This window comes from Desulfovibrio sp. Huiquan2017 (genome assembly GCF_017351175.1).
Classification (GTDB): Bacteria; Desulfobacterota; Desulfovibrionia; order Desulfovibrionales; family Desulfovibrionaceae; genus Pseudodesulfovibrio.
In genome coordinates this window covers 29,924-45,643 of the sequence record NZ_JAFMPN010000023.1, presented here as the reverse complement: position 1 = coordinate 45,643, position 15,720 = coordinate 29,924, and the positions used below count along the sequence as shown (strand labels likewise).

Sequence of the window (15,720 nt, the reverse complement as noted above, 5' to 3'; positions counted from 1 at the left end):
TCTTTTGCTGCATGTATAACATATTGATTTACAAAGGTATTTTATTTGGCATGATCCATGCTCAAAGGTAAAGCAATCGGTTCGGGTTCCACCGGACTTTTTGGAGTGAAACGATGAGAACGGATTCCGCCAAGCTGATTTGCCTGGCGTGCTACCAGGACCGACTGGCCTCCGTGTGCGAAAATGCGGACGGATACAAGTTATTTGAAATACGCGATAAAAAATCTTACCCCGCAGGCCTCCTATCCCTTCCCTCAAAGGACCCTATGGACAGGACATCCGCCATATTGGCCTGCGGGGTAACCATTTTCTTGTGCGGTGCCATCTGCAACCGCACCCGTCACGCCCTGGAAAAAGCCGGGATCACGGTCATCCCCTGGCTGACCGGCTCCGAGGACCAGGTGCTCGACGGATTTCTCCACGGCCAACTGGCCGAATTGACCATGCCGGGGGCATCGGTTTGACATTTCTCCCACTGTGGTTATTTCTCTTGAACCCGACCGCGGCCGTTCGCCGGTCCGGGCTCTATGAACACTTCCAAGGCGGCTTCGGGTCGCCGTTTTCAGGAGAACAATATGAGTGGTTGTGAAGGATGTGCCTCCGCCTCGCCTGACGGAACCTGTACCAGCACCACGGGCTGCGACAAGCCCGAAGATCAGAAACTGCAAAAGACCCTAAGCCGCATCAAACACAAGATCGTGGTCATGTCCGGCAAGGGCGGCGTGGGCAAATCCACCGTGGCCGCCAACATCGCCGTGGCCCTGTCCCTGGCCGGCAAGAAAGTCGGCCTGCTTGACGTGGATGTTCATGGCCCCAGCGTGCCGCGCCTGCTCTCGCTCAAGGGCAAGCAGCCCCACATCGGAGACCAGGTCATGGAACCCGTGCCGTGGAGCAAGAACCTGTCCGTCATGTCGCTGGGTTTTCTGCTCCAGGACGACCGCCAGGCGGTCATCTGGCGCGGTCCGGTCAAAATCGGCCTGATCAAGCAATTCGTTGAGGACGTCATGTGGGGCGATCTCGACTTTCTCATCGTCGACTGCCCCCCGGGCACCGGCGACGAGCCCCTGTCCACTCTCCAGACGCTGGGCCCCACGGCCATGGCCGTCATCGTCACCACCCCCCAGGGCGTGGCCGTGGATGACGTGCGCCGGTCCGTGTCCTTTGTCGGCGAAGTCGGCAACCGCGTGCTCGGCATCGTTGAAAACATGTCCGGTTTCGCCTGCCCCGACTGCGGCAAGGTGCATAACATCTTCAAGTCCGGCGGCGGCGAGGATCTGGCCAAGGAATCGGGCGTCCAGTTCCTCGGACGCATCCCCCTGGACCCGGCCGTGGCCGACTCCGGCGACGAGGGTTACCCCTTCATGAAGGTCCACCGCGATACCGCCACCGGCAAAGCCATGGAACAGGTCATCGCCCCCATCCTCGCCCTCCCCGACCCGCCCAAGGCGTAGTCGAGAAGTTGAGATAACACGGGCCTGGAGCGCACACCGCTCCAGGCCCTTGTCTTTTTCCGCCTCCGAGATGCGGCGCCGCGAAACATTCAGGCCGGACGGCGACACGCTCCCCTTGCCCGGCCGCCGGGATTTGCCTCGGCGAAAATCGACCAATCCATCCGCATCACCCCCCGATTCAGTCAAACCTTCATGCCGTTTCCCGCCCCGGGAGTGAGGAGACGGAGAATTTTGCCCGGGGAACGGCTGAAGGCGCGGACCACACAGGGATCGAACTGGGAGCCGGAACAACGGACGATCTCGCGGCAGGCGTGGTCCACGCCCAGAGATGAACGGTAGGGCCGGTCCTGGAGCATGGCGGACAGGGTATCGGCCACACTGATGATGCGCGCGCCGAGTGGGATGGCCACGTCTTCGAGGCCGTGGGGATAGCCTTTCCCATCCCATCGCTCGTGATGATGGAGAACCATATCGACCACGCCGAGCTCGCGCAGCGCAGCCACGGGTTCGAGGATGGCGGCCCCGACCTCGGGGTGCTGACGCACGGCCCGCCATTCGTCGTCGGTGAGCGGCCCCCGCTTCCTGAACACCGAGTCGGGCACGCCGATCTTGCCGATGTCGTGCAGATGCCCGGCAACATGGATGACCGAGGCATGGCTCGGGGAGAGCCCCATGGCCAGAGCCAGGGCCAGGGCGATCTCGGCCACCTCATCGGAGTGCATGGAGGTGTGCGGGTCCTTGGCGTCGATGGCGTTGCCCAGGGACTCGGCGAGTTGATGCAGGGCTGTGGTTATGAGACGGCCGGAGTCCGATCGCCGGGCGGACGGCCTCGGCAGCGGAACGGCCGCCGCCGAGGCCAAGCGAAAAACATCCATGGCTAGGCGGCCTTCTCTTTGGCCTGGACGGTCAGGGAATCCAGATTCCGCATGATCGCCCGGTACAGGCCGGTGTCCTCGCCTCCGCCCTCCACGGCCCGATTGGCTGCGATGCGGAAGCTGACCCGCGCCTCCGCGTATTTGCCGGACATCTGGTAGACCAGGGCCATGTTGTTGCGCACTTTGGCCTCGTGCAGGGGCGAATTCAGGCTCCGGGCCAGGCTGTCGGCCTGGGTCAACTGGAACAGGGCGTCGCCGGGACGGCCTTCGTTGCAGGCGCGCATGCCGTCTCGATTGAGGATGCCGAGTTGTTTCAACGTGCTCATGATTTTCTCCTTCGGGTTAAATGGATTCCGGCCGCGCACGATGCGGACCGGCCGGTACATCGGCCGCGCAACGGACGGCATCCCTCCCCCCCGGAAAAGACTTTCCCAGGCCGGACAACGAATTGCATCATGATCGGGTTGGTCGCCATGGGTGCACTTTATTGAAGTTGATTTTCAATATCAAGAAAAATCCGCATCTTTTCCGCTTCGCTTTCCGACCCGCCGCGTTCCACTGGCGCATTGGCGCAAAATTGCGTAGCATGCCGCAAACATGGAGTCGTACATGTCCCGCACATCCGTCCGTTTCCTTCCCGTCCTGGCGGCCATTTTCCTGACCTTGGTCGCCCTGCCCGGTTGCCGGACCACATCGTCCGACACGCCCGCGCCCGATAGCGAGCCGAGCTCGATGGCCGCGCTCAAGATCTCGGTCTCCTACCGCGAACGCATGCTCCTGCCGCCGGGCTGCACCCTGTTCGTGGAGCTGGTCAACATCTCCCGGCTGAACCCCGACGACAACGTCGAGGCCAAGGCGTTCCTGCCGATCAAAGCCGCGCCGCCCTTCAAGGCGGTCTTCAGCTACGACCCGGAAAAAATCGTCAAGCAGCTCCACTACGCGATCTCGGCGCGCATCGAGTTTAACGGCCAGGTGCTCTTTTCCGGCGACATGCGCATAGACCCCCTGACCTGGCCCAAGGACAAGCCCGTGGAGATCACGGTGACCATGGTCCGGCGCTAGCTGCGAAAGCAACGGACAAGAAAAGGCCCGACGCTTTGCGTCGGGCCTTTTTATTAACAGTCGTGCGGGGACGGGCGCAGCCCGAGGGGCTATCGGGCGATCATGGATCGGAGCAGCTCGGCGCAGTTCTCGGTATTGTGCCCCATGTTGTCGAGGCAATCCACGAAATGCAGGAGCTGGTAGATGTCCTTGAAGTCGATGTCCTTGCCGTAAATTTTCTTTTCCAGAGCGTTTTTGCGATGGCGAACCTCGTCGCGCTCCCGGCGGACCTTGCGGAAGCACTCCTTGGTGCCCTCGCGGTCCAGGGACTCGCCGTTGAGCAGGCCAATGGTCGATTTCAAGGCCGGTCCGAGGAGCACGGTGCACTTGGCCACGGAATCCAAGAGGTAGATCAGGTCCTTCTGGACGTCCTCGGGGATGGGTACCGGGCGCATGCCCAGCCAATGCAAGGCGTCCTGGGCCGCGTCGAGAACATTGTCCTGACTCTTGGTGTAGGACAGGAACAGGTGTTTCTCCACGGCCATGAACAACCCCTTGGGCAAGTGGTTGCGAATGTTCCGCTTGATGGAATCGGCGTGGTTCTCGATCTCGTCGATGGCCTTGGTCAACTCCTTGAACTCGCGGCACACTCCGCCGGACACGTAACACTCAAGGGATTCGTCGATGGCAGCGATGCATTCGGCGATCTTGTCGTAGTGCTCGACCAGCCCTTCCATGGGAGAGCGGCTTCCGAGCAGACCGAAGAAGGGGATTCTCAATGTCATATGGTGACCTCTACTGAAAAGGGTTGTTGCGAATATGTATGTAATTTAGCTGTAACACAACCATTTGAGCAGCACAAAGATAACAATGCTGGTCAGGGCCGCGATGGGGACGGTGGCCACCCAGTAGGCGACGATGCGCAGCAGGACCCGAAAATCCACGGCCGAGAAGCCGCGCGCCAGGCCCACGCCGACCACGCCGCCAACCGCCGCATGGGTGGTGGACACCGGCAGGCCGAGATTGGAGGCGACCAATACGGTGGAGGCGGCCCCGAAGTCAACGGCAAAGCCGCGCGTGTTGGTCAAGGTGGTGATTTTCTCGCCCACCGTGCCCATGACCTTGTGGCCGAGGACGGCGATGCCCACGGCGATGCCCATGCCGCCCAGGACGAGCATGGGCCAGGGGACGTCCGCCTTGGCCAGAAGCATGTGCTCTTTGGCGATGAGGTAAATGGCCGCCACCGGCCCGATGGCGTTGGCCACGTCGTTGGCCCCCTGGGACAGGGCCACGTAACAGGATGTTCCGACCTGCATCTTGCGGAAGATTCGTTCCACGCCCTCGGCGCCCTCCTCCTGATCCAGGACGAACTTGCCCACAAAATGGCGAGCGACGGCCCAGGCCAGAAGGGAAAGCAGCGCGGCGATGGACAGCGAAACCAGCCAGTGCAGCCCCAGGGACTTGCCCACCGGAGTCTTGTACAGGAAGGACAGGGAGATCATGGACAGGGTCACGGCCACCCAGATGGGCGCCCATTTTTTGGCCTGATGCACGAAATGCCGTTGAAAAAGGATATACCGCCGGATGTGGGTGAAGATGAAATAGGCGATGGCCGCGGCAAAGAAGGGAGAGATGATCCAGGACAGGACGATGCCGCCCATCTTGAGCCAGTTGACCACGTCCGGGCCGCCCGCCACCAGCCCAAACCCGGTGATGGCCCCGACGATGGAGTGCGTGGAGGAAACCGGCAGCGAGGTCAGCGTGGCCACCAAAACCCACAGCCCGGCCGCCAGGAGCGAGGCGAACATGCCGATCATGATCAATTTCGGGTCCGCGATGACATCGGGGTTGATGATCCCCTTGCTGATGGTCGCGGTCACATGGGACCCGAGGAAGACCGCGCCCACGAAGTTCAGGGAACCCGCGATGAACACGGCCTGTCTGACCGTGATGGCTCTGGCTCCCACGGCCGAAGCCATGGAGTTGGCCACATCGTTGGCCCCGAGGTTGAATGCCATGAGGAACCCGGCCCCCACGGACATGTATAGAAACAGATCGTAGATATCCATCGTATCGCCCCTCTTACGAGGGAATTGGTTAAAAGTTACAAGGCCGAATCCCCCGGCTTGTTCAAACGAAAGCAGAAACGTGCGCCGCGCACATCCTCGCCATAGCCGTCATGCCAGATATCCCCACCCAGATTCTTGACGATGCGACGGCAGATGGCCAGACCCAGCCCGGCACTGCCCGACCCGTCGATGGTGTTCTCGTCCACCCGGTAGAAGCGTTCGAACACCTTGGTGGAATGCTCCCGCGAGATGCCCGGCCCCTGGTCCTCCACGCAAAAGACGATGGACTCGCCGTCGTCTTCGGCGCTGACCGTGATGACCCCGCCTTCGGGGCTGTACTTGACCGCGTTGTTGAGCAGATTGTGAAAGACGTGCAGCAGCCCGTCGGTCTCGCCCATAACGGCCATTTCGTCGTCGGGGGTGCGGGTGCGGAAGGTGATGTTGTGTTCACCGGCCCAGACGGCCAGGTCGTCGATGGCCCGGGACAGGTGTTCCCGGCCGGACAGGGGCACGAGCTTGAGGCGTTTGCCGGCCTGTTCGGACTTGGCCAGCGCCAGCATGCTGGAAATGACCTTGTCCATGTGGTCGGCGTTTTTGAGCACGATCTCCAGAAATTTTCGAGCGGATTCGGGGTCGTCGGGCGGCATGTCGAGAAGCGTCTCGGTATAGCCTTTGATGGAGGTCAGGGGGGTGCGCAGTTGGTGGGAAGCGTTGGCCACGAAATCCTTGAGGCCCTTTTCGCTACGCTTCATTTCCGTGATGTCGTAAAAGACCAGAATGACTTTGCGCACGCCATTCTGGTCCAGGAAGCGTTCGGCCGTGACCTCGATGATCCGCGTGTCCAGGATGTCGATCTGGATGGACCTCGGCCCGGCCTCGGGCTCGGCGATGACCTTGTCCACCAGGTCCTGGATCTCGAAGCGGCGGATGACTTCGATGGGCGAACGGCCCACCGTGGTGGCGGGCAGGTTGAACATCTCGTCCAGGGCCTTGTTGAAGGACTCCACCCGGCCGTGGGAATCGAGCGTCAGCACCCCCTCGCGCATGCCGCCGAACACGGCCTGCAACTGCCCCTTCTGGTCCTGGATGAGTTCGATGTTGCGCTCGATGGACTGGGCCATGGCGTTGACCGACTGGGCCAGGGGCTTGAACTCGCCGCCGGGCAGGACGCGCAGCCTCTTCGAATAATCGCCCTCGCCGATGGACCGCGCCAGTTCGGAAAAAGCGCGGATGTCGCGGCTCATGTTGTGGGACATGACCACGCTCAGGAGCACGGCCAGGGCGAAGGTGCCCAGGAAAAGCCAGATCAGGTTGGAACGCAGGAGATCAAGCCGCGCGCTGACGTGGGAAAAGGGCACGGCCATGCGCAGGACGCCCGCGTCCACGCCGGACAAGCCCGAAAAATTCCGGGCCACGTAGAGCATGTCCTTGCCCAGGGTATCGGAGTGGCGGACGTTGATGCCCCAGCCGTCGTCCTGGACGGCCAGCACCTCGGGCCGACGGCTGTGGTCGTCCATCTGGCCGAGTTCGGCGAAGGGGACCTCGGAGTCCGCCACCACCTTGCCGTTCACGATGTAGGTAATGCGGGAATTCAGTTTGAAGGCCAAGGCGTCGAGCCACTCGGCGAAGTCCTTTTGGGACTGAAACGTCGAGTGGTCCTGGATGAGCCATTCGATGGCCTCGATCTGGTGCCGCGTGCGGATCTCCGCCTCGGTGACCAGTTCGTCACCGACGATGCTCGTGGAGTAGAAGAAGACCACGGCCATGGCCATGAGGAGCAATCCCCAGGTCCACAGCAGTATCCGCATCTGGAAAGAGCGCAGTTTCATTGCCTGTCCTTGGATGGCGCGTTCAGCGGTTGCATGTTGATCGACGGGATCAAGTACCTCTTTCGCCGAACGCGTGCGCTGTGTAACACAATCGTAACCGAATTGTAATGTTTCGCAGCGTTACAGTTGTGTGACAAAGGCGCCCGTAAAAGGCAAGAAAAAGCGCCGGAAACCGGCCGCGCACAGAGGCTTCGGCACGCGGCATTGCGGGCGCAACACACTGCATTCACAAACCATATCAAGCATGAAACCGGAGCGCCGCCGCATCCACTCCGCCCGGCCAGGATGGCGGGCACGGCCCGCAAGGACCGCGGGGCTGCGCGCGGATCGTCAGACCCGCAAAAGCCATTCCCGGGGGCCGAACGACGGATCGATCTCCCCCACGACGGAACCCGGCCCGGAAAGCCGTCCGGCGCACGGCCGTCAGAAGCCGCGCATGCACTCCATGAGGTAGGTGGAGACCTCCACCCAGCAGACGCCGTTCCGCACGACGATACGCACGTTGTTCTCCGGGATGAGGGCCATGTCTTCGGCCACGTTCTGCCACTTGACTTCAAGCTCTTGCGGCGTCAAGCCAAGTTTTACCATTTCCTCAAGGGGATAGCTTTCGGCCTCGGTCCATTCATCGTCTCGCACAGCAGGCATATCCTTGCTCCCCGGCCGTCCCCCGGCGCATGCGCCCGGCGGCCTCACGTTGTTCGTTATCGAAAAAAACTACACGTACTCGCGCGGATTCTGCCCAAGCAGGCAGAAGGCCTCGTAGGTGATGGTGCCGCCCCACTCGGCCAGGTCCTCGGGGGTGACCGGACGCTCGCCCGGGCCGCCCAGAAGCCAGGCCTCGTCGCCCGGCAGGACCTCCGTCCCTTCGCCCATAAGCTCGGTCACGTCAACTGCGGTCATCTGCATGCACACCCGGCCCCGGATGGGCACGCGCCTGCCGTGCAGGACCATCTCGCCCCGGTTGGACAGGGCGCGGCTGTAGTTGTCGGCATAGCCCACGCCCACGATGGCCACCATGGAATCGCGCTCGGCCGTAAAGGTCCAGCCGTAGCTGATGGACTCGCCTTTTTTCAGGGGGTGAACCTGCATGACCGGGGCCGAGACCGACATGGCCGTCCTGAGTCTGCCGGGCAGGCGCTCCTCGCCCGCCCCCTCCAGGGGATCGCAGCCGTACAGGCCGATGCCCAGGCGCATGGAGTCCATGCGGCAGTCGCCGTGCACCAGGCCGCCCGCCGAATTGGCCAAGTTGGCCTCCACTTTGAAGCCCGCGCGGGCCAGCCCGTCCAGAGCGGCCTGGAAACGGCGGGCCTGGAGCGCCACATCCGTCTCCCGGCCGGGCTCGTCGGCCCGGGCAAGGTGGGAAGTGGCCATGACCGGGGTGACCGGGCCGCCCTTGAGCAGGGCGGCGACCTCGTCCGTCTCCTCGGGCAGGAACCCCAGGCGGCGCATGCCGGTGTCGAACTTCAGCCCGATGTTCAGCGGCCCGTTTCGCTCGGCCGCGGCCAGGACCCGCTTCAATTGGGCGAAATGGGAGATGGGCGTAAGGATGCGATGCTCCCACAGGGACTGGATGTCCTCGTCCGAGATGGGCCCGAGCAGGGCCAGGATGCGCTTGGCGCAGCCGGACCGGCGCAGCTTGACCGCCTCATGGACAAAGCCCACGGCAAAGGTTTCAGCGCCGTCCTTTTCCAGGGCGGAGGCCACTTCGACCAGGCCGTGACCGTAAGCGTCGGACTTGATCACCGGGATGACGTTGTCGTGAATCTGCGTGAACAGGCGGTAGTTGTGGCGCAGGTTGTCCAGGCGGATGCGCACGCGAAGTTTGTTGTAATCGATCATCACTTTCTCTTGAACAATTTTTCGAGATCGGAAGGCGTCCAACGCAGGACCACGGGCCTGCCGTGGGGGCAGAACTCGCGCTCGGGCGTCGCAAGCCAGATTTCCAGCAGAGCGAGGGCCTCGTCCACGGCCAGCGGCTGGCCCGCCTTGATGGCGGTCTTGCAGGACATCATGGTCCACAGGTCGTCCAGCCCCCTGGCCTTTTCCGCCAGGGCGTCCCTGAGATACTCCCGAGCCTCGCCGGTTTCAAGGGTCGGGGGAATGCCCCGGACCAACGCCTTGGCCGGGCCGTCCATCTCGATGACAAACCCCATGGCCCGCAGGTCGTCGCGCAACCCCGCCAGGACTTCGGCCTCGCTGGGATGCAAAGGCAGTTCCAGAGCCAGGGCCAGGGGTTGGGAGTCGCCTTTTTGGCGCTGCTCGCGCATGGCCGCCAGCAAAACGCGCTCATGGGCCGCATGCTGGTCCACCAGGAGCATGTCCACGCCCCGACGCAGGACCAGGTAGGTATCCGCGATCTGGCCGAGGTAGGTATAGCCGCTGCCCGCCAGCGTCGCGGGACGCAGGGCTCCGGGGCCGGGCTCGCGGGCCAGGGACGGGCCAGGATCGGCCGGTCGGTGGGCCGCCCCGCCCTCCGGGGAAAAAGCGGACGCAGGCGGCGGCACGGGCAAATCCAGAGCGCGGGCCCGGTCCTCCTTGAACGCCCGATAGGTGGAAAACTTCGCGTCCGCGAATGCGGCGGGCCGGTGGGCCGGTCCGGCCGGTGCCGACAATCCGCCGTCCTGTCCGTCCCCCTCCCCGCCGGCGAAGGCGGAAGACGACGCGTCGCGCCGCGCGGGCGAGACGCAGCCCGGGACGAGCCCCCCGTCCGGATCGGACAAGGCCTGGATCACGCCGGAACGAATGGCCGAAAACACGCGGCTCTCGTCCAGGAAGCGGACCTCCAGCTTGGCCGGATGCACGTTCACGTCCACCTCGTCGCGGGGCAGGTCCAGAAAGAGAACCATCTGCGGATATTCGCGGGACAGGAGCATGCCCTTGTACGCCTGGCGTACGGCCGAAAGCATGAGCTTGTCCTGGACCGGACGGCCGTTGACGTAGAGCAGGATACGGTCGCCGCGCCCCTGGGCTGTGCCGGGCGACCCGGCCGCGCCGTGCGCCCGGTACCCGTCGCGTTCACAATCGAAGGGGGCGAGCCCCCGGCACACGGCGGGGGGCCAAAAGGCAGCCAGCCGGTCGGCCAGGGTCTGGTCCGGAGGCAGTCGAAAGAGTTCGCGTCCCCCCACGGTCAGGGAAAAGCCCACGCGCGGATGAGCCAGGGAGACGCGCATGAGCACATCCTGGCAGCGCCGGTTTTCGGTGGACTCGGTCTTGAGGAATTTGAGCCGGGCCGGAGTGGCGGCAAACAGGTCGCGGACCTCCACCCGGGTACCCGAAGCCAGGGCCGCCGGGCCCTTGCCCGCGACCTCGCCTGCGCGGACCTCGATGAAGGCGGCCTCATCCGCGCCCTCGGCGCGGGAGGTCATGGTGAAACGCGAAACCGAGGCGATGGACGGCAACGCCTCGCCCCGGAACCCGAAGGAGCCGATGGCGGACAGGTCGTGGAAATCACGGATCTTGCTGGTGGCGTGACGGGTCACGGCCAGCTCCAACTGATCGGCGGGAATGCCCGCGCCGTTGTCCTGGACGACCATGAGCGCGCGCCCGCCCTGTTCAATGGTCACATCCACCCGGGTGGCCCCGGCGTCCAGGGCGTTCTCCACCAGTTCCTTGACGACGCTGGCCGGGCGCTCGACCACCTCGCCCGCGGCGATCTGGTTCTTGAGCCCCGGCGGCAATACGCGAATTTCAGGCAATGCAGTCATATCCTCCCAATGTAAGCACCCGGTCCGGCGACGCAACCCCGGATTCCGGGAAAGACGCCGCGACGGGCTAGAAGGTCAGCAAGTCGAAGCCGACGGCGAAACGGTTGTCGCCGGGCTTCTGGGTGTAGGAGAAATGCAGGGTGTAGCACTCGGCCGCCCAGTCGAGGTACAGGGTCCTTTCCAGGTCGTCCCCGCTCATGAAGTCGTGGCGGTACTTGGCACCCAGGGTAACGGCCTCGTCGATCTCCCATTTGGCCCCAAACTTGATCACGGAGAGGTCGTCGTCGCGGGTGCGCTGGTATTCATCCAGGCTTTGCAGGAAATCGTATCCCATGCTGATCTCGCCCAGGCCGTCCTTGTAGAGGCGGATGGAGTTCTCGCTCTGGGTCATGCCGCTCAGATATGGGGAGAACCAGTTGCGGGTCAGGATATCCACGAAGCGGGCGGGCTTGACTCGCAATTCGGCCATGACGTCGGAAAAGGGCCTGCGTTCGTAGCGGTCCCGCTCGTCGTTGCGCCGGGCCTCGCGGATGTCGTAGGACTGCTGCACCCTGAAACGCAGAAAATCGAGATAGTCGCGGGCCACCTTGGCCACGGGCTCGCCGTTCGACCCCGGGGAGAGGACTACCGAGTCGCGACGGCGATCCAAAACGCTGGTCAGCGAGTAGGTGACCTCGTTCCTGCCGTCCTCCCGGTCGTCGGTGTCGAAATAGGGAAGTTCCTCCTGGTCGGAGGGGGTGTTCGTATAGGTGTATTCCACCCTGGGGATGATCGCGTTTTTCAATCTGGTCCAGCGGGAGGTCCCGGCCAGGCCGGGATCCGCTTTGGGCGCCTCGTCCAGGGAGAAGGTCCGGGTCATCTCGGAAAAGGCCGTGAACCCGCCGGTCCAGAGGGTCCGGGTCTGAAAGCCGTCCTTGATCTTGGTGGTGTCGATGACGTCCTCCCGGCTGCCCGTGTCGGACACCTCCAGGTCGCCCACGTCCTCCCGGTTGGTCAGGGAATAGGCCGTCTCCTGCATGGAGACCGAGGGAATGACCGTCAGGAAGCGGCTCTTCATGGGATACTTCAACTCGGGCGAGAGTATGGCGCGGTGCCCCGAGTCGCCGTATTCCCGGTGGAAATAATCGTACTTGGCATCCATGGCCCCCTCGAACCCGGCGCCCAGGGACTGTTGCCAGGCGTAGGCGTTCAGTTCGGGCAGAATCTGGACGGTCGGGTCCTCGCTGCTCGGGTTGTTGCCGTTGCGGTAAGCCAGGTTCTGCTCGTACTGGGTCAGGGCAACCACGCCGAAGCGGTCCCAACTGCGGCTGACGTAGAACTTGTTCGACCGGAGCAGGGAGTCCTTGTTGTCGATATCGCGGCCGAACACGTCCAGAAACTCATCGCGGGTGTCCTCGAACCCGGTGGGCCCGTCCTGAAAGTCGCGCAGATAGTTCTGGTCCGAAACCAGGTCCAAGTCCACCTTGAGCTTCCACTGGGGGCTGCCCAGCCAGCCGTCGTACTTGCCGCGCACCCACCAGCGGTCACGATTTTTGCGGGTCAGGCCGTCGTCCCGGTACTTCGACCACTCGTCGCTCTCGTTGACCGCCCGGATGTTGTCGTTCAGGAAGTCCGCCTGCCACATGCCCCTGGACGAGGAGTCCTCGGTATGCCGGAACTCGAAGCCCTGCATGTAGCCGCGCTTGCTCATGTAGTTCTGGTAGAAGGTGGCGTCCATCTCGTCGTTGATGACCCAGTAGTACGGCAGGTTGACCTGCAGGCCGAGCTTGTCCGAATTGGACATGTAGGGCATGAGGAAGCCGCTCTGCCGGTCGCCCCGGCCGGGCAGGACCATGTACGGCCAGTAAAAGACCGGTACGTCCTTGATCCTGAAGGCCGAATGATACAGGCGGATGCGGCCGTCCAGGTTGATGTCGCCCTTCGCGGTGGACACGGACCAGGCGGGCTTTTCCCCCGAGCAGGCGGTCACCTTGGCGTTCTTGAAGGTGTAGGAGTCGCCCACGGACTTGCCCACGCGCTCGGCCTCCACGTAAATGTGGGGCTTGGCCATGAACAGCTTGCCGTTCTTGAGCCAGCCGGTCATGTTGTTCAGGTCGAATTCGCCCTCGTCCGCCTGGAGGAAATCCCCCCCCCAGTGGGCCCGAACATTGCCCTTGAGAAAGACCCAGCCCGTGGCCTGATAGTAACGCGCGAAGTCGGCGCGCAACTGGTCCTCGCCCAGGCTCAGGGAAACATTGCCGAAAGCCTCCACGTATTCGCTGGCATGGTCGCCCACCACCCGGTCGGCCGAAAAGGTCCACTCGTCCTGGTCGGGGGCCTGCACGGGCGCATCCGGCACGTACTTCCTGACCTTGTTGCGGTCGGGCATCTTGCCGATGAGAGTCCATGGCAGGCACAGCGACAGGACGAGAATCACCCCGGCGGCCAGCAATATGCGCGAAAGCTTGCGTTTCAAAAAAAAGTCCTTCGGCTACCTGGACCGGAGGTACCTGTCGTCCCTGTCCAAATAATTCTGGACGTAATCCTTGGCCCCATCCTCCAGGCTCGTCATTTCAACGGCGCAGCCTGCCGCCTTGAGCTTGTCCATGTTTGCCTGGGTAAAATACTGATATTTATCACGAATGGCTTCAGACATAGGGATGTACTCGATCTCCGGCTCGCGATTCATAGCGGAAAACACCGCGTTCGCCAAATCATTCCAAGTCCTTGCGTTTCCCGTGCCAACGTTGAAGATGCCGCCCGTGCCGCGATGCTCCAGGAACCAGGCCATGATGTCCACGCAGTCCTTGATGTAGACGAAGTCGCGTTTCTGGCCGCCGTGGGGGTACTCCTTGCGGTAAGACTTGAACAGCTTGAGCTTGCCGGTTTCGAGAATCTGGGCGTGGGCCTTGCAGATGACCGACTTCATGTCGTCCTTGTGGTACTCGTTCGGCCCGAAGACGTTGAAGAATTTGAGGCAGACGATCTGGTCGAGAACGCCCGCGTCCCTGGCCCAGAGGTCGAAAAGCTGCTTGGAATAGCCGTACATGTTCAGGGGGCGCAGCCTGCCGATGGCCGTTTCGTCGTCGTCGAAGCCGAATTCGCCGTTGCCGTAGGTGGCCGCCGAAGAGGCGTTTATGAAACGTGCGTTGTGACCAAGGCAGAACCGGCAGACGTATTGCGTATAGCGGTAGTTGTTCTCCATGAGGAAGTCCGCGTCGAGCTCGGTGGTCGAGGAACAGGCACCCATATGGATGACCGCTTCGGTCTCGAACGGGTCGTCCCCTTCGAGAATGAACTTGAGGAACTGGTCGCGGTGCAGATAATCCTGGTACTTAAGCCCCACCAGGTTGTTCCATTTCTCGCTGGTGGACAGATTGTCCACCACCAGGATGTCGTCGATGCCCATCTTGTTGAGCTTCCAGACCATGGCGCTGCCGATAAATCCCGCGCCGCCGGTAACAATATACATGGCTTCTCCTTGCTGCCTCGATGACGCCCGCGGGCGTAAACGCTTCTACATACTGTGTTCAAGGTCGGGACGCAACCGCGAGGACCAAGCCCTTTTTCTGGACACCTAACGGCATTGTGTTACTATTTGCCGTGACCACGCTTGCGGCCCACCCCCGTTTTGCGTATAGAGTAATTAAAGGTCCCCATTGCGGTGATCGAGACATTGCCCAAAATCTCTAAAGGAGTGAGATCATGACTCAATCTAGAAAACTGCTTTTGTTCATGCTGGCCGCGATGTTGACTTTCTCCTTCGCGTTCGCCGCCACGGCAAACGCCAAGATGGTTAAGAAAGTCGATAACTTCATACTGTTTCTTGACCAGTCCGGTTCCATGGCCATGCGCAATGCCGATGGCGTCAAGAAAATAGAAAAGGCCAAGAGCGACATGCTCGCCCTGAACGCCGCCATCCCGGCGCTGGGTTACAACTCGGCCGTGGCCCTGTTCGCCCCGTTCGAAGTCCAGAGCGCCCCCAAGGCGTACTCCGAGGGCAACGTCGCCACCGCGATCGACGCCATCGATACCGATTACCAGATCTTTAACCGCCGCACCCCCATGGGCGCCGGGCTTGACGACGTCAACCCGATGATCGGCAAGATGTCCGGCAAGACCGCGCTGATCATCTTCACCGACGGCGAGTCCAACTACGGCGCCGACCCGGTCGCCGTGGCCAAGAACCTGTATGCCAAGTACGGCAACAATCTCTGCGTCCATGTGGTCAGCTACGCCGACAACCCCGAGGGCCAGGCCGTGGTTGACGGCATCCGCGCCGCCTTCCCGTGTTCCGTGGCCGCCGACGGCGCGACTTTCGCCGACGCCACCGCGCTGAACCAGTATGCCAAGTCCGTTTTCTACGAGGACGTGGCCGAGCCCGCTCCGGCCCCGGCCCCGGTCGTGGCCGCTCCCGCTCCGGCCAAGGAAGTGGTTTCCTTCAACCTGAACTTCGGCTTCGACAAGTACCAGATCACCGATGAGATGGTCCCCGTGCTGGAGCAGGCCAAGATGATTCTCGAGGAAGAGCCCGCGGCCACCTACGAGATCTCCGGCCACACCGACGCAACCGGTACCGAAGCCTACAACCAGGGCCTGTCCGAGCGCCGCGCCAATTCCGTCATGAAGTGGCTGACCGACAACGGCATCAATGCGAACCGTTTGGAAGCCAAGGGCTACGGCGAACTCGCGCCCAAGTATGACAATACCACCAAGGAAGGCCGTAAGCTCAACCGCAGGGTTGAAATCCAGACCAAGTAACGATATAGGAC

Annotated in this window: 14 protein-coding genes; 4 read left to right on the top strand and 10 right to left on the bottom strand. The window is 62.6% G+C overall.

Features of this window, described 5'->3' with window-relative positions; translation table 11 throughout:
- Positions 1 to 266: 266 nt before the first annotated feature.
- Positions 267 to 464 carry a NifB/NifX family molybdenum-iron cluster-binding protein gene (locus J0909_RS18485; RefSeq protein WP_286182123.1) on the top strand — a complete coding sequence of 66 codons (198 nt, stop codon included), beginning with the start codon at positions 267 to 269 and terminating at the stop codon, positions 462 to 464.
- A gap of 111 nt (positions 465 to 575) precedes the next feature.
- Positions 576 to 1,451: an Mrp/NBP35 family ATP-binding protein gene (locus tag J0909_RS17405; protein ID WP_207264864.1), complete on the top strand. Its 876-nt coding sequence runs from the start codon at positions 576 to 578 to the stop codon at positions 1,449 to 1,451.
- Positions 1,452 to 1,633: 182 nt separating this feature from the next.
- Here the strand turns inward: J0909_RS17405 and J0909_RS17400 are convergent, their stop codons facing one another.
- Together J0909_RS17400 and J0909_RS17395 are read right to left on the bottom strand one after the other, a co-directional pair.
- Complete coding sequence (locus tag J0909_RS17400) at positions 1,634 to 2,326, bottom strand: HD-GYP domain-containing protein (RefSeq protein ID WP_207264862.1); 693 nt, start codon at positions 2,324 to 2,326, stop codon at positions 1,634 to 1,636.
- Positions 2,327 to 2,328: 2 nt separating this feature from the next.
- Positions 2,329 to 2,652, bottom strand: coding sequence for a tetratricopeptide repeat protein (locus J0909_RS17395; protein WP_207264860.1), 324 nt, complete (start codon positions 2,650 to 2,652; stop codon positions 2,329 to 2,331).
- 283 nt (positions 2,653 to 2,935) lie between these two features.
- Between J0909_RS17395 and J0909_RS17390 the strand changes: the two genes are divergently transcribed.
- Positions 2,936 to 3,388: a YbaY family lipoprotein gene (locus J0909_RS17390; protein WP_207264858.1), complete on the top strand. Its 453-nt coding sequence runs from the start codon at positions 2,936 to 2,938 to the stop codon at positions 3,386 to 3,388.
- An 89-nt stretch (positions 3,389 to 3,477) separates the two neighbouring features.
- Here the strand turns inward: J0909_RS17390 and J0909_RS17385 are convergent, their stop codons facing one another.
- From J0909_RS17385 to rfaD, 8 genes are all read right to left on the bottom strand, one after another.
- Complete coding sequence (locus tag J0909_RS17385; RefSeq protein WP_207264857.1) at positions 3,478 to 4,152, bottom strand: DUF47 domain-containing protein; 675 nt, start codon at positions 4,150 to 4,152, stop codon at positions 3,478 to 3,480.
- Positions 4,153 to 4,197: 45 nt separating this feature from the next.
- The gene (locus J0909_RS17380; RefSeq protein WP_207264856.1) at positions 4,198 to 5,436 is read right to left on the bottom strand and encodes an inorganic phosphate transporter; all 1,239 of its coding nucleotides are present in this window, start codon (positions 5,434 to 5,436) and stop codon (positions 4,198 to 4,200) included.
- 35 nt (positions 5,437 to 5,471) lie between these two features.
- Entirely contained in the window at positions 5,472 to 7,265 is a 1,794-nt protein-coding gene (locus tag J0909_RS17375) for a HAMP domain-containing sensor histidine kinase (RefSeq protein WP_207264855.1), read from the bottom strand.
- Between the two features lie 423 nt (positions 7,266 to 7,688).
- Complete coding sequence (locus tag J0909_RS17370; RefSeq protein ID WP_207264854.1) at positions 7,689 to 7,910, bottom strand: hypothetical protein; 222 nt, start codon at positions 7,908 to 7,910, stop codon at positions 7,689 to 7,691.
- Positions 7,911 to 7,979: 69 nt separating this feature from the next.
- Complete coding sequence (gene alr / locus J0909_RS17365; protein ID WP_207264853.1) at positions 7,980 to 9,104, bottom strand: alanine racemase; 1,125 nt, start codon at positions 9,102 to 9,104, stop codon at positions 7,980 to 7,982.
- Positions 9,104 to 10,969 (bottom strand): DNA mismatch repair endonuclease MutL, encoded by a 1,866-nt coding sequence (mutL, locus tag J0909_RS17360; protein ID WP_207264852.1) that lies wholly within the window; start codon positions 10,967 to 10,969, stop codon positions 9,104 to 9,106. Before mutL ends, alr begins: the two co-directional genes overlap by 1 nt.
- 67 nt (positions 10,970 to 11,036) lie before the next feature.
- Positions 11,037 to 13,424, bottom strand: a complete 2,388-nt coding sequence (locus J0909_RS17355) for an LPS-assembly protein LptD (protein WP_207264851.1) — start codon at positions 13,422 to 13,424, stop codon at positions 11,037 to 11,039.
- Positions 13,425 to 13,439: 15 nt separating this feature from the next.
- Positions 13,440 to 14,420 (bottom strand): ADP-glyceromanno-heptose 6-epimerase, encoded by a 981-nt coding sequence (rfaD, locus tag J0909_RS17350; protein WP_207264849.1) that lies wholly within the window; start codon positions 14,418 to 14,420, stop codon positions 13,440 to 13,442.
- Between the two features lie 233 nt (positions 14,421 to 14,653).
- Between rfaD and J0909_RS17345 the strand changes: the two genes are divergently transcribed.
- A complete protein-coding gene (locus tag J0909_RS17345) occupies positions 14,654 to 15,709 on the top strand; it encodes an OmpA family protein (protein ID WP_207264847.1) in 1,056 nt (351 codons plus the stop codon).
- Positions 15,710 to 15,720: the final 11 nt, after the last annotated feature.

What these genes read in the sequence shown, in the direction of transcription:
- J0909_RS18485 (WP_286182123.1), top strand. Translation starts at nt 267, where the DNA reads ATGGACAGGACATCCGCCATATTGGCCTGCGGGGTAACCATTTTCTTG.
- J0909_RS17390 (WP_207264858.1), top strand. Translation starts at nt 2,936, where the DNA reads ATGTCCCGCACATCCGTCCGTTTCCTTCCCGTCCTGGCGGCCATTTTC.
- J0909_RS17375 (WP_207264855.1), bottom strand. Translation starts at nt 7,265, where the DNA reads ATGAAACTGCGCTCTTTCCAGATGCGGATACTGCTGTGGACCTGGGGA.
- J0909_RS17395 (WP_207264860.1), bottom strand. Translation starts at nt 2,652, where the DNA reads ATGAGCACGTTGAAACAACTCGGCATCCTCAATCGAGACGGCATGCGC.
- J0909_RS17400 (WP_207264862.1), bottom strand. Translation starts at nt 2,326, where the DNA reads ATGGATGTTTTTCGCTTGGCCTCGGCGGCGGCCGTTCCGCTGCCGAGG.
- alr (WP_207264853.1), bottom strand. Translation starts at nt 9,104, where the DNA reads ATGATCGATTACAACAAACTTCGCGTGCGCATCCGCCTGGACAACCTG.
- mutL (WP_207264852.1), bottom strand. Translation starts at nt 10,969, where the DNA reads ATGACTGCATTGCCTGAAATTCGCGTATTGCCGCCGGGGCTCAAGAAC.
- J0909_RS17345 (WP_207264847.1), top strand. Translation starts at nt 14,654, where the DNA reads ATGACTCAATCTAGAAAACTGCTTTTGTTCATGCTGGCCGCGATGTTG.
- J0909_RS17405 (WP_207264864.1), top strand. Translation starts at nt 576, where the DNA reads ATGAGTGGTTGTGAAGGATGTGCCTCCGCCTCGCCTGACGGAACCTGT.
- J0909_RS17385 (WP_207264857.1), bottom strand. Translation starts at nt 4,152, where the DNA reads ATGACATTGAGAATCCCCTTCTTCGGTCTGCTCGGAAGCCGCTCTCCC.
- rfaD (WP_207264849.1), bottom strand. Translation starts at nt 14,420, where the DNA reads ATGTATATTGTTACCGGCGGCGCGGGATTTATCGGCAGCGCCATGGTC.
- J0909_RS17370 (WP_207264854.1), bottom strand. Translation starts at nt 7,910, where the DNA reads ATGCCTGCTGTGCGAGACGATGAATGGACCGAGGCCGAAAGCTATCCC.
- J0909_RS17380 (WP_207264856.1), bottom strand. Translation starts at nt 5,436, where the DNA reads ATGGATATCTACGATCTGTTTCTATACATGTCCGTGGGGGCCGGGTTC.